Here is a 12,556-nt window from a genome sequence, read left to right as displayed (position 1 = left end):
CCACGCTATCCCTATGGGCCCAGCAGCCGTTAGCCATTTTGTAGTTGTTAAATAACGGTTTGGCTTAAAAACCCCCCCCCTGGTTTTGGGGGGGGGGGGGGGGGGGCTCGCCCCCGCCCCCCGCCCAAAAACCGCCGGCGGGGCTTGAACTGCTCACACGTTGAAGCCGAGCGCCCTCAGCTGCTCGCGGCCGTCGTCCGTGATCTTGTCCGGGCCCCACGGCGGCATCCAGACCCAGTTGATCCGCAGCTCGTTGACGATGCCGTCGGTCGCGGACTTGGCCTGGTCCTCGATGACGTCGGTGAGCGGACAGGCCGCCGACGTCAGCGTCATGTCGATCGTCGCGATGTTCGCGTCGTCGACGTGGATGCCGTAGATCAGGCCCAGGTTGACGACGTCGATGCCCAGCTCGGGGTCGACGACGTCGTACAGCGCCTCGCGGACCTCCTCCTCGGAGGCCGGCTTCATTTCCACTGCCGTGCTGTCACTCATGCGGTCTTCGCCTCCTCCGCGAAAGCCTGCGCCGTCGCGTCCTTCCACGCCATCCAGCTCAGGAGGGCGCACTTGACTCGGGCCGGGTACTTGGAGACTCCGGCGAACGCGACCGCGTCCTCCAGGATCTCCTCCATGTCGTCGTCCGGCTCCAGCTGCCCCTTGGACTGCATCAGCTCCAGGAACGTCGCCTGGATCTTCCGCGCGTCCGACAGTTCCTTGCCGACCAGAAGGTCGTTGAGGACGGACGCCGAGGCCTGGCTGATGGAGCAGCCCTGGCCCTCGTACGACACATCCGCGATCTTCTCGCCGTCGTACTTCACGCGGAGCGTGATCTCGTCGCCGCACGTCGGGTTGACGTGGTGCACCTCGGCGTCGCCGTCCCGCAAGCCCCGGCCGTGCGGGTGCTTGTAGTGGTCCAGGATGACTTCCTGGTACATCGAATCCAGCTTCACTGTCCCCAGCCCTTAACCGAAGAAGTTCCGTACGTGCTCCAGGCCGTCGACCAGAGCGTCGATCTCGCCGGGCGTGGAGTACAGATAGAACGACGCTCGCGTGGTCGCAGGAATTCCGTACCGCAGGCAGACCGGCCGCGCGCAGTGGTGGCCGACCCGGACCGCGATGCCCTGCTCGTCGAGAACCTGGCCCACGTCGTGCGGGTGGATGTCGCCGAGCGTGAAGGAGATCGCCGCGCCGCGCTCCTCGGCCGTGGTCGGGCCGATGATCCTCAGGTCGGGGACTTCCTGGAGACGCTTGACCGCGTACTCGGTGAGCGCGTGCTCGTGGGCGAGGATCTTGTCCATGCCGATCGAGTTCAGGTAGTCGATCGCCGCGCCGAGGGCGATGGCCTGCGAGATCGGCGGCGTACCGGCCTCGAACTTGTGCGGCGCCGGAGCGTACGTCGACGAGTGCATCGACACGGTCTCGATCATCTCGCCGCCGCCGAGGAACGGCGGCAGGTCCTCGAGGAGCTCCTGCCGGCCCCACAGCACGCCGATGCCGGTCGGGCCGCACATCTTGTGGCCGGTGAAGGCGACGAAGTCGGCCTGCAGGGCCTGCACGTCGAGCGGCATGTGCGGAGCGGCCTGCGAGGCGTCGATGCAGACCAGGGCGCCGACTTCCTGGGCGCGGCGCACGATGGCCTCGACCGGGTTGTGGGTGCCGAGGATGTTCGACACGAGCACGAAGGAGACGATCTTCGTCTTCTCGGTGATGATCTCGTCGATGTTGCTCAGGTCGAGACGGCCGTCGTCGGTGAGACCGAACCACTTCAGCTTCGCGCCGGTGCGCTGCGCGAGCAGCTGCCACGGAACGATGTTGGAGTGGTGCTCCATCTCCGTGATCACGATCTCGGTGTCGTGATCGACCTTGTACGGCTCGTCGGCCCAACCCAGCATGTTGGCAACGAGGTTGAGCGACTCCGAGGCGTTCTTCGTGAAGACGACCTCGTCGCGGCTCGGCGCGTTGATGAACGCGGCGACCTTGTCGCGCGCGCCCTCGTACAGCGCCGTGGCCTCCTCGGCGAGCACGTGGACGCCGCGGTGGACGTTCGCGTTGTGCTGTGTGTAGTACTCGTCGATGGCGTCGAGGACCTGGCGCGGCGTCTGCGAGGTCGCCGCGTTGTCCAGGTACACGAGCTTCTTGTCACCGTGGAGCACCCGGTCGAGGATCGGGAAGTCCTTGCGGATCGCCTCGGTGTCGAGGAGGCCCGGCAGCTGTGTCACGCGGATACGCCACCCTTCGTGTACTTCTCGTAGCCCTCGGCCTCGAGGGTGTCGGCCAGCTCGGGGCCGCCGGACTCGACGATGCGGCCCGCCGAGAAGACGTGCACGAAGTCCGGCTTGATGTAGCGCAGGATGCGCGTGTAGTGCGTGATCAGCAGCGTGCCGACCTCGCCGGTCTCGCGGACGCGGTTGACGCCGTCCGAGACCTGGCGAAGGGCGTCGACGTCGAGGCCGGAGTCGGTCTCGTCGAGGATCGCGATCTTCGGCTTGAGGAGCTCCATCTGGAGGATCTCGTGGCGCTTCTTCTCACCGCCGGAGAAGCCCTCGTTCACGTTGCGCTCGGCGAAGGCCGGGTCCATCTGGAGGGTCTCCATCGCGCCCTTGACCTCCTTCACCCACGTGCGCAGCTTCGGGGCCTCGCCGCGGATCGCTGTGGCCGAGGAGCGCAGGAAGTTGGAGACGGAGACGCCGGGGACCTCGACCGGGTACTGCATGGCGAGGAACATGCCGGCGCGGGCGCGCTCGTCGACGGACATCTCGAGGACGTCCTCGCCGTCGAGGGTGACGGTGCCCTGCGTGATCGTGTACTTGGGGTGACCCGCGATGGAGTAGGCGAGGGTCGACTTGCCGGAGCCGTTCGGGCCCATGATGGCGTGCGTCTCGCCCTGCTTCACGGTGAGGTCGACGCCCTTGAGGATCTCCTTCGTGGCGTTGTCGGCCTCGACGGTGACGTGCAGGTCTCGGATTTCAAGCGTAGCCATGGGTGTCTCAGGACTCCTGGGTGAGGGAGGCGGTGACGTCGACGAGGACGTTGCCCCCTTCGATCTGTACGGGGTATACGGGGACGGGGCGCGTGGCGGGAAGGCCGGACGGCTTGCCGGTGCGCAGGTCGAAGGCGGAGCCGTGCAGCCAGCACTCGATCTGGCAGTCCTCCACCTCGCCCTCGGAGAGGGAGACGTTCGCGTGCGAGCAGATGTCGTTGATCGCGTACACCTCGCCCTCGGTGCGGACGACCGAGACCGGCGTGCCGTCGAGCTCGACCCGCAGGGGGGTGTCGCTCTCCAGCTCGCTGAGGTCACAGGCGCGGACGAAGGCCATCAGACCGTCGCCTCCAGCTCGGCCGCGATCTTCTCGAGCAGACGCTCCTCGATGTCCGGGACACCGATCTGCTGGACCAGCTCGGCGAAGAAGCCGCCGACGACGAGGCGGCGCGCCTCGTCGGCGGGGATGCCGCGGGCCATCAGGTAGAAGAGCTGCTCGTCGTCGAAACGGCCGGTCGCCGAGGCGTGGCCCGCGCCGACGATCTCGCCGGTCTCGATCTCGAGGTTCGGCACCGAGTCGACCCGCGCGCCGTCCGTGAGGACCAGGTTGCGGTTCAGCTCGTACGTGTCCGTGCCCTCGGCGGCGGCCTCGATGAGGACGTCACCGATCCACACGGCGTGCGCGTCGTCGCCCTGGAGCGCGCCCTTGTAGACGACGTTGGACTTGCAGTGCGGGGTGGCGTGGTCGACCAGGAGGCGGTGCTCCTGGTGCTGGCCCGCGTCCGTGAAGTACAGGCCGAAGAGCTCGGCCTCGCCGCCCGTGGACGCGTAGTTCACGCGCGGGTGCAGGCGGACGACGTCGCCGCCGAAGGTGACGACGACCGACTTGAAGGTGGCGTCGCGGCCGACGAGCGCGTTGTGCTGCGCCACGTGGACGGCCTTGTCGTCCCAGTCCTGCACGGACACGACGGTGAGCTTCGCGCCGTCGCCGAGCAGGAAGTCGACGTTGGCGGCGAGCACCGCGTCACCGGTGTGGTCGATGACGACGACGGCCTCGGCGAAGGCACCCAGCTCGATGACCTGGTGGCCGTAGGCGACGCCGCCCTCGCCGTGCACGGCGATCCGGATCGGCTCGTCGAGGACGGTCTCCTTGGGCACGGAGACGACCGACGCCTGCTCGAACGCGGAGTACGCCTGCGCGGCGACCCGGTCGACGGGCTTGCCGGCCTTGCCGACGCGGGCGTCGTCGCGGCCCACCGACTCGACGGTGACGCCGGCCGGGGCCTGGACGTCGACCTTCACGCCGGTGCCGGTCGCGGTGGCGGTGCCGTCGTGCAGCCCGCGCAGCCGCTCCAGCGGCGTGAACCGCCACTCCTCCTCACGGCCGTGCGGGACCGCGAAGTTCTGCACGTCGTAGGAGGGGGGCGCGCTCATGCGCGTGGCGACGGTCGACTCGGCGGCGACCGCGATGTTTCCGGTGGTCGTCGACCCCGCCGGGATGTTCTGAGCCTCAGCCATGGCTGTCGTAGTGCTCGCTTTCGTTACGTACGTAAGTGGCTTGATGGGAGCGGCAGTTGGCGACCCTTAAGGGGTCTTAACCGACCGCGCCCTCCATCTGGAGCTCGATCAGCCGGTTGAGCTCGAGCGCGTACTCCATGGGCAGCTCCTTGGCGATCGGCTCGACGAAGCCGCGCACGATCATCGCCATGGCCTCGAACTCGCTCAGACCGCGGCTCATCAGGTAGAAGAGCTGGTCCTCGGAGACACGCGAGACGGTCGCCTCGTGACCCATGGACACGTCGTCCTCGCGGACGTCGACGTACGGGTACGTGTCGGAGCGCGAGATCGTGTCGACGAGCAGCGCGTCGCACAGCACGTTCGACTTCGAGCCCGGGGCACCCTCGCCGATCTCGACGAGACCGCGGTAGGAGGTGCGGCCACCGCCGCGTGCCACGGACTTCGAGACGATGTTGGACGACGTGTTCGGCGCCATGTGGACCATCTTGGAACCGGCGTCCTGGTGCTGGCCCTCGCCCGCGAAGGCGATCGACAGCGTCTCACCCTTGGCGTGCTCGCCCATCAGGTAGACGGCCGGGTACTTCATGGTGACCTTGGAGCCGATGTTGCCGTCGATCCACTCCATGGTCGCGCCCTCGTACGCCACGGCGCGCTTGGTGACCAGGTTGTAGACGTTGTTCGACCAGTTCTGGATGGTCGTGTAGCGGCAGCGGGCGCCCTTCTTGACGATGATCTCGACGACCGCGGAGTGCAGCGAGTCCGACTTGTAGATCGGCGCGGTGCAGCCCTCGACGTAGTGGACGTAGGCGTCCTCGTCGACGATGATCAGCGTCCGCTCGAACTGGCCCATGTTCTCCGTGTTGATACGGAAGTAGGCCTGGAGCGGGATCTCCACGTGCACGCCCTTCGGCACGTAGATGAAGGAGCCACCCGACCACACGGCGGTGTTCAGCGCGGCGAACTTGTTGTCGCCGGCCGGGATGACGGTCCCGAAGTACTCCTTGAAGAGCTCCGGGTGCTCCTTGAGGGCCGTGTCGGTGTCCATGAAGATGACACCCTGCTCCTCCAGGTCCTCACGGATCTGGTGGTACACGACCTCGGACTCGTACTGGGCCGCGACACCGGCGACGAGGCGCTGCTTCTCCGCCTCGGGGATGCCGAGCTTGTCGTACGTGTTCTTGATGTCCTCGGGCAGGTCCTCCCAGGACTCCGCCTGCTTCTCCGTGGAGCGCACGAAGTACTTGATGTTGTCGAAGTCGATGCCCGACAGGTCCGAGCCCCAGTTCGGCATGGGCTTCTTGCCGAACAGCTTCAGGCCCTTGAGGCGCAGCTTGGTCATCCACTCCGGCTCGGACTTCTTGGCGGAGATGTCCTTGACGACGTCCTCGTTGATACCGCGCTTGGCAGAGGCGCCGGCCGCGTCGGAGTCCGCCCAGCCGTATTCGTACTTGCCCAGGCCGTCGAGCTCAGGGTGGGCAGTCTCCTCGATGGGGAGAGTCATGCGGGGTTCCTCCCGGCCGTGCTTGCAGATGCGTTGGTGGTCGTGTTGGGGGTGTTCTTGGGGATGAACGTCGTGCAGACCCCGTCGCCATGGGCGATGGTGGCCAGTCGCTGTACGTGAGTACCGAGCAGCTGGGAGAACATTTCCGTCTCCGCCTCGCACAGCTGCGGGAACTGCTCGGCCACGTGGGCGACTGGGCAGTGGTGCTGGCAGAGCTGCTCACCGACCGGTGCGCTACGCGCCGTAGCAGCGTACCCGTCCGCGCTCAAGGCCCTCGCCAGGGCCTGGGCGCGCTCCTCGGGGGCCGCCGCCTCGATCGCCGCCTTGTACGGACCTGCCTGTGCGGCGATCCGTGCACGGGCGAAGGAGACGAGCGCCTCGTCGCCGCCGGCCTGCTCCTTGATCCAGCGGAGCGCTTCCGCGGCGAGCTTGTCGTAGGACTGGTCGAAGGCGTCCCGGCCGCAGTCGGTCAGCGCGAACACCTTGGCGGGGCGACCGCGGGTGCGGGCCCCGTAGACACGCTGGTCCCTGGGCTCCACGACCTTGTCCGCTCCAAGTGCGTCGAGGTGGCGGCGTACGGCGGCCTGAGTGAGGCCGAGGCGCACTGCCAGCTCGGCGACGGTGGACGGGCCGTGGTCCAGGATGGAGCGCGCGACACGGTTGCGGGTGGACCGCTCTCCGGTCGTGAGCTCCTCAGAGGCCTCGCCAACGTTTTTCACAACGCCATTGTTGCGTAATTCCTCAGACCCTGACAAGCGCGGCGGTGATCGCCGCCCGGTGCCGTACATCACTTAGGTAAACCTAAGTCGACACGCGCCGTGACCTGCGGAAACGATCTTTGATCGATCGAAACGCAGGTCGGACCGCCCGCCGGGCCGCGCATGCGCGAAGGGCCGCCACCGACTGGCCGCCGACTAATTCCGTGGCGTCCGAACACCCCCGCGAGGACACTCGCTCCATGCCCACACCCCTCCCGACCGGCCCACTCGTCACGCAGGCGTCCCTCGCGGCGGATTTGAGGGCACTCGGCGTCCGACCGGCGACACGCTCCTCGTCCACACCTCCCTCAGCAGCCTCGGCTGGGTGAACGGCGGAGCGGTCGCGGTCGTCCGCGCCCTCCTCGACGCGCTCGGCACCGAGGGCACCCTCGTCGTACCGACACAGTCCGCGGACCTCTCGGACCCGGCCGAGTGGAGCCGCCCGCCGGTCCCGCGCGAGTGGTGGGAGACCATCCGGGCGACCATGCCCGCGTACGACCCGGCGACCACGCCCACGCGCGGTGTCGGCGTCGTCCCGGAGGCCGTACGGACCTGGCCGGGGGCCCTGCGCAGCGCGCACCCGCAGACGTCCTTCGCGGCGCTCGGACCGCGCGCCGCCGCGGTGACCGAGGGGCACGCGGCCGACTGCCGGCTCGGCAAGCAGAGCCCGCTGGCGCGCCTGGAGGAGCAGCACGCGCGCGTACTGCTGCTGGGCGCCGGATACGAGGCGTGCACGGCCTTCCACCTGGCCGAGTACCGCGTCCCGGCCGGCCACGAGGACGCCGGGAGGCCGGGGCCCCACGGCTGGGAACACGTGCGCGAGGTGGCGATCGACTCCGACCGGTTCGACGAGCTGGGCACCGCCTTCGAACGCGACACCCCGGTCGTCCGCGGCCGGGTCGGCGCCGCCGAGGCCCGCCTCTTCCCGCTCGCGGACGCCGTGGCGTACGCGGAGAAGTGGCTCCCCGCGCACCGCCCCGCCGCTCCCTGAAGGGTGTTTCGCGTACTTGTGCCCCGCGCGTCCGGGAGCCGCGCCGCGTCCCTAGACTTGCCCACCATGCGAAGTGAGCCAGTCGTCCACATCACCGGTCTGGTGAAGCGGTACGGATCCAAGACCGCGGTCGACGGCCTCGACCTCACGGCGGCCCCCGGCATCACGGCCGTCCTCGGCCCCAACGGCGCGGGCAAGACCACCACGATCGAGACCTGCGAGGGCTACCGCAGGCCGGACTCCGGCACCGTCCGCGTCCTCGGCCTCGACCCGGTCAAGCAGGCCTCCGCGCTGCGCCCCCGGATCGGCGTCATGCTGCAGTCCGGCGGCGTCTACTCCGGCGCCCGCGCCGACGAGATGCTCCGCCACATCGCCAAGCTGCACGCCCGTCCGCTCGATGTGAACGCCCTCATCGAGCGCCTGGGACTCGGCAGTTGCGGCCGCACCACCTACCGGCGGCTGTCCGGCGGCCAGCAACAGCGGCTCGCGCTCGCCATGGCCGTCGTGGGCCGGCCCGAGCTGGTCTTCCTCGACGAGCCGACCGCGGGCCTCGACCCGCAGGCCCGGCACGCCACCTGGGACCTGGTGCGGGACCTGCGCGCCGACGGCGTCTCCGTCATCCTCACCACGCACTACATGGACGAGGCGGAACAGCTCGCCGACGACGTGGCGATCGTCGACGCCGGCAAGGTCATCACGCAGGGCTCCCCGGAACAGCTGTGCAAGGGCGGCGCCGAGAACACGCTCCGCTTCTCCGGGCGGCCGGGGCTCGACGTGGCCTCGCTCCTCAAGGCCCTGCCCGCCGACGCCGCGGCCGCCGAGCTCACCCCCGGCTCCTACCGGGTCAGCGGCAAGGTCGACCCCCAGCTCCTCGCGACGGTCACCTCCTGGTGCGCCCAGCACGGCGTGATGCCGGAGAAGATCTCCGTCGAGCGGCACACCCTCGAAGACGTCTTCCTCGAATTGACCGGCAAGGAGCTGCGCGGATGAGCGCCACCGAGACCCAGCGCGGCACCGGTACGTACGCACCGAGCCCCGGAGCCGCCCCGCTCCCCCGCATGATCGCGACACAGGCCGCGCTCGAGACGAAGATGCTGCTGCGCAACGGCGAGCAGCTGCTGCTCACGGTCGTCATCCCGACGCTGCTGCTGGTCCTGTTCTCGGCCGTCGACATCGTCGACACGGGCTCCGGCAAGGCCGTCGACTTCCTGGCCCCCGGCATCCTCGCGCTCGCCGTGATGTCCACCGCCTTCACCGGGCAGGCCATCGCCACCGGTTTCGAGCGGCGCTACGGGGTGTTGAAGCGCCTGGGCGCGTCCCCGCTCCCCCGCTGGGGTCTGATGACGGCGAAGACGCTTTCGGTCCTGGTCACCGAGGTGCTCCAGGTCGTCCTCCTCACGGTCATCGCGTTCGCGCTGGGCTGGTCCCCGCACGGGAACCCGTTCGCCGTTCTGCTCCTCCTGGTGCTCGGCACGGCGGCGTTCTCCGGTCTCGGTCTCCTCATGGCGGGCACGCTCAAGGCGGAGGCGACGCTGGCCGCGGCGAACCTCGTCTTTCTGCTCCTCCTGGTCGGCGGCGGCGTCATCGTGCCGCTCGACAAGTTCCCCGACGCGGCGCAGTCGGTCCTCGGCCTGCTGCCCATCTCGGCGCTCTCCGACGGCCTGCGGGACGTGCTCCAGCACGGCGCCGCGATGCCGTGGGGCGACCTGGGGATCCTGGCCGTCTGGGCGGTCGTGGGGCTGGGCGCGGCGGGGCGCTTCTTCCGCTGGGAGTGAGCCGCCGGATACGCAAAGGGACGTAACCCCCGTCACAGTTGGCGCAGTTACGTCCCCCTCGTGAAGCCGTGCACAAGCAGCCGCCTACGATGGGCCCGTGCCAAAGCTGACCCCCACCGACGCCGCGCGGGCGCTGCGCAATCCGCTCGCCTTCATCGCCGAGTACTGGACTCCCACTCAGCGGACCGTCCAGCGCGCGGCCATGTCCGCCGTCGTCATGACGGTGCTCATCGTCTGCACCGGCGGCGCCGTGCGCCTGACCGGCTCGGGCCTCGGCTGCCCGACCTGGCCCAAGTGCACCGACCAGTCGCTGACCGCGACGAGCGAGATGGGCTTCCACGGAGCCATCGAGTTCGGCAACCGCATGCTCACCTACGTGCTGTGCGCCGCGGTCGGCTGGGCGATCATCGCCGCGCGTTCGCAGAAGCCGTGGCGGCGTCCGCTGACCCGGCTGGGCTGGGCCCAGTTCTGGATCGTGATGGGCAACGCGGTGCTCGGCGGCATCGTCGTCCTGGTCGGCCTCAACCCGTACACGGTGGCGGCCCACTTCGTCCTGACCACCACCCTGCTGACCGTCGCCGTCGTGATGTGGCAGCGCACCCGTGAGGGCGACGCCGAGCCGCGCCCGCTGGTCGGCAAGGCCATCAAGCAGCTGGTCTGGGCCCTGGTCGCGGCGGCCGCGCTGCTGATCCTCGTCGGCACGGTGGTGACCGGCGCGGGCCCGCACGCGGGCGACTCCAGCGACGTCCACCGGATGCCGCTCGACTGGGAGACGGTCTCGAAGGTGCACGCGGTCCTCGCCTGGATCGTGGTGACGCTGACCTTCGCGCTGTGGTTCGTCCTGAAGGCGGTCGACGCCCCCAAGGGCCCGCTGCACCGCACCCGCGACCTGTTCCTGATCCTGCTCGCGCAGGGGATCATCGGCTACGTCCAGTACTTCACGGACCTGCCGGAGATCCTGGTCGGCCTGCACATGCTGGGCTCGGCGCTGGTGTGGATCGGGGTGCTGCGCGTGGTGCTCTCGCTGCGCGAACGCCCGGTGGCGGAGCCGGACCTCCTGTCGAAGTCGGACCAGGAACTCTCGGCGGTCTGACGCCCCGTACGGGTTGGTCTGACGCCTCGTACGGGCCCGGGAACGCTCAGGCGGCCCCTCGGGCCCTTCTGACGGATCTTGCTGGAGTCGCGTGCCCTGGCACGCACATCTGCCGCGTTGTCGTCGGTTGCCAACGCTCCGCGTTGACGCCCTCCTCCGCCTTGCAGCTGCACGCACCAGACCCCGCTCGCCAGCACCGAACATGCACGGCCACCCGCATCCAGCCTGATCCGTCAGAAGGGCCCGAGCCCGTACACCCTCCGCGCCGTCCCGGACGCGATCATCCCGGCGACCCGCTGCGCGTCGCTCAGCGACCACGCTCCCTCGGCGACCCACTCCCCGAGCACCCGCCCGAGCGCCTGCCGGAACAGCCGCGCGCCCACGACATGCAGCTCGGGCAGCCCCTGCGCGCCGGTCGAGAACAGCAGCTTCCCGAACGGCGCCAGCTCCAGGAACTCCGCGAGCAGCCCCGCCGCCCGCGCCCCCGTACGGGCGAGCGCGGGACCCAGGTCCGCGTAGACGTGCGGGAAGACGCCCGCCAGGTGCGCCGCGTGGCGGTGGTACGGGTAGCCGTGCAGCAGCACCACGTCCGTGCCGAGCCCCGCCGTGGCGCGGGCGAACTCGGCGAGCGCCACCGGGTCCGTGTGGTCGAGGTGCCCCCAGCGCAGTTGCAGCGGGCGCCCCGACGCGACGGCGATCCACAGCAGGTGCCGCAGCAGCACCGGGTCCCTGAGAGCGCCGCCGACCTGCCGCCCCGCCAGCCACCGCCCCGCCGCGCCACGCACCTCTCCGGGCCCCGGCGGCTCCGGGGCGAGCGCGAGCCCGTGGCGTACGCCGGCGATCGAGGTGAAGGCGACCGCGCCGGAGGCCGCGGCGTGCACCGATTCGGCGAGGTTGGCGAGGAAGGAGTCGACGGTCCCCGAGGTGTCCGCGACCTGCTCCGCGAGGAGTTCGAGGCGGATGATCTCGTGGGCCTCGCTCTGGGCGGCGGAGGCCAGCTCGGCGGGCCCGGTCAGATCGTCGGCGAGCCCCGTGTCCACGAGATACGTGGTGATGCCGCTGCCGCGCAGCAGCCTGCGCCCCGCCTCGACGACGCCGAGTTCGCGGCGCCTGGCCAGATAGCGGGCGGGCGGACAGTGGGGTTCCAGACCGAGCAGCGGCGGGCACCAGCGGCGCACCGCGAACCCGGTCTGGGTGTCGAAGAAGGTGGTGCCGGGAGCGGGCGGCCCCTCACCCCGGCCGAGATGGGCCTCGAAGGTGCCGAGGCCCAGCTCCGTACGCAGCACCCCATGGCAGTACTGATCCACGAGGGACGGCGTTTCGATCATCCGGGCTCCCGTATGTGGACCGTGCTCCTACAGTCCTAACGGGTGAACGGGCGCCTGGTGTTGCTCGACGTCGGCCCCGCACAAACGCCCGATTCAGCCGCCGAGCTGGATGCCCGCCATCCGCTTCCATTCGTACGGGCCCGTCTCGACCTTGGCCGCGAAGTCGCCGTCGAAGTCCTCGTGGACGGTGATGCCCGCCTTCTCGACGGCCTTCTGCGCGACCTCGTACGTCGACGCCACCAGGTCACCCCAGCCGCCGTCCTCGCCGACGAGCACGATGCGGGTGCCGTGTTCACCGATGTACGCGAGCTGTCCCTCGGCGCCGCCGTGCGCCTTGGCGAACGCGCCGATCTGCTGGGCCAGCCGGGCCGCCCGGCGCTCGTCCTTGGCTGCCTTGCGGGGCGCCTCAATCGTCTGAGTCTCTGCCATGGACAGGATGCTACCGACGAGTAGTCAAACAAGCGATAAGTGGGGTGGGGGGGCGGGGGCCCCCCCCCCCCCCGGCCGGGGCGGGGGGGTGGGGGGGGCCCCCCGACCGCAACAACCCCCTAGCCCCCAACACCACCCGCAACGAGGTTGTGGGCCCGGGGGACAACCCCCAAAACCAGAGCCTAC

13 protein-coding genes and 1 pseudogene are annotated in these 12,556 nt (G+C 69.7%); 4 read left to right on the top strand and 10 right to left on the bottom strand.

The features are described from left to right. Positions 1–153: 153 nt before the first annotated feature. The 8 genes from ACYSUO_RS42145 to ACYSUO_RS42110 form a co-directional block, all read right to left on the bottom strand. On the bottom strand, positions 154–492 hold the full coding sequence (locus ACYSUO_RS42145) for a metal-sulfur cluster assembly factor (protein ID WP_266720908.1): 339 nt from the start codon (positions 490–492) through the stop codon (positions 154–156). Next, positions 489–947, bottom strand: coding sequence for a Fe-S cluster assembly sulfur transfer protein SufU (gene sufU, locus ACYSUO_RS42140; RefSeq protein WP_266720906.1), 459 nt, complete (start codon positions 945–947; stop codon positions 489–491). Before sufU ends, ACYSUO_RS42145 begins: the two co-directional genes overlap by 4 nt. 12 nt (positions 948–959) lie before the next feature. Continuing rightward, on the bottom strand, positions 960–2,216 hold the full coding sequence (locus ACYSUO_RS42135; RefSeq protein WP_461781492.1) for a cysteine desulfurase: 1,257 nt from the start codon (positions 2,214–2,216) through the stop codon (positions 960–962). After that, entirely contained in the window at positions 2,213–2,977 is a 765-nt protein-coding gene (sufC, locus tag ACYSUO_RS42130) for a Fe-S cluster assembly ATPase SufC (protein WP_266720902.1), read from the bottom strand. The genes ACYSUO_RS42135 and sufC overlap by 4 nt, the downstream gene beginning before the upstream one ends. A 7-nt stretch (positions 2,978–2,984) precedes the next feature. After that, on the bottom strand, positions 2,985–3,314 hold the full coding sequence (locus ACYSUO_RS42125; protein ID WP_461781491.1) for a bifunctional 3-phenylpropionate/cinnamic acid dioxygenase ferredoxin subunit: 330 nt from the start codon (positions 3,312–3,314) through the stop codon (positions 2,985–2,987). Then, a complete protein-coding gene (gene sufD / locus ACYSUO_RS42120; RefSeq protein WP_461781490.1) occupies positions 3,314–4,495 on the bottom strand; it encodes a Fe-S cluster assembly protein SufD in 1,182 nt (393 codons plus the stop codon). The genes ACYSUO_RS42125 and sufD overlap by 1 nt, the downstream gene beginning before the upstream one ends. Before the next feature lie 76 nt (positions 4,496–4,571). After that, a complete protein-coding gene (gene sufB, locus ACYSUO_RS42115) occupies positions 4,572–5,996 on the bottom strand; it encodes a Fe-S cluster assembly protein SufB (RefSeq protein ID WP_426904258.1) in 1,425 nt (474 codons plus the stop codon). After that, positions 5,993–6,715 (bottom strand): helix-turn-helix transcriptional regulator, encoded by a 723-nt coding sequence (locus tag ACYSUO_RS42110; RefSeq protein ID WP_461781489.1) that lies wholly within the window; start codon positions 6,713–6,715, stop codon positions 5,993–5,995. The genes sufB and ACYSUO_RS42110 overlap by 4 nt, the downstream gene beginning before the upstream one ends. A gap of 239 nt (positions 6,716–6,954) precedes the next feature. Here ACYSUO_RS42110 and ACYSUO_RS42105 point away from each other — a divergent pair. The 4 genes and pseudogenes from ACYSUO_RS42105 (at position 6,955) to ACYSUO_RS42090 (ending at position 10,613) form a co-directional block, all read left to right on the top strand. Beyond that, positions 6,955–7,745 (top strand): annotated as a pseudogene (locus ACYSUO_RS42105) (AAC(3) family N-acetyltransferase). A gap of 66 nt (positions 7,746–7,811) precedes the next feature. Then, on the top strand, positions 7,812–8,735 hold the full coding sequence (locus ACYSUO_RS42100; RefSeq protein WP_461781488.1) for an ABC transporter ATP-binding protein: 924 nt from the start codon (positions 7,812–7,814) through the stop codon (positions 8,733–8,735). Next, on the top strand, positions 8,732–9,520 hold the full coding sequence (locus ACYSUO_RS42095) for an ABC transporter permease (RefSeq protein ID WP_266720891.1): 789 nt from the start codon (positions 8,732–8,734) through the stop codon (positions 9,518–9,520). Before ACYSUO_RS42100 ends, ACYSUO_RS42095 begins: the two co-directional genes overlap by 4 nt. 97 nt (positions 9,521–9,617) lie before the next feature. Beyond that, positions 9,618–10,613 (top strand): COX15/CtaA family protein, encoded by a 996-nt coding sequence (locus ACYSUO_RS42090; RefSeq protein ID WP_461781487.1) that lies wholly within the window; start codon positions 9,618–9,620, stop codon positions 10,611–10,613. Positions 10,614–10,846: 233 nt separating this feature from the next. Here ACYSUO_RS42090 and ACYSUO_RS42085 read toward each other — a convergent pair whose 3' ends face one another. After that, positions 10,847–11,941 carry an amidohydrolase family protein gene (locus ACYSUO_RS42085; RefSeq protein WP_461781486.1) on the bottom strand — a complete coding sequence of 365 codons (1,095 nt, stop codon included), beginning with the start codon at positions 11,939–11,941 and terminating at the stop codon, positions 10,847–10,849. A 93-nt stretch (positions 11,942–12,034) separates the two neighbouring features. Continuing rightward, positions 12,035–12,370 carry a hypothetical protein gene (locus ACYSUO_RS42080; protein ID WP_426904252.1) on the bottom strand — a complete coding sequence of 112 codons (336 nt, stop codon included), beginning with the start codon at positions 12,368–12,370 and terminating at the stop codon, positions 12,035–12,037. Positions 12,371–12,556: the final 186 nt, after the last annotated feature.

The organism is Streptomyces sp. UC4497, assembly GCF_054871485.1.
Note: the sequence above shows the minus strand (reverse complement) of the source record. Positions and strands in the feature narration are given on the sequence as shown.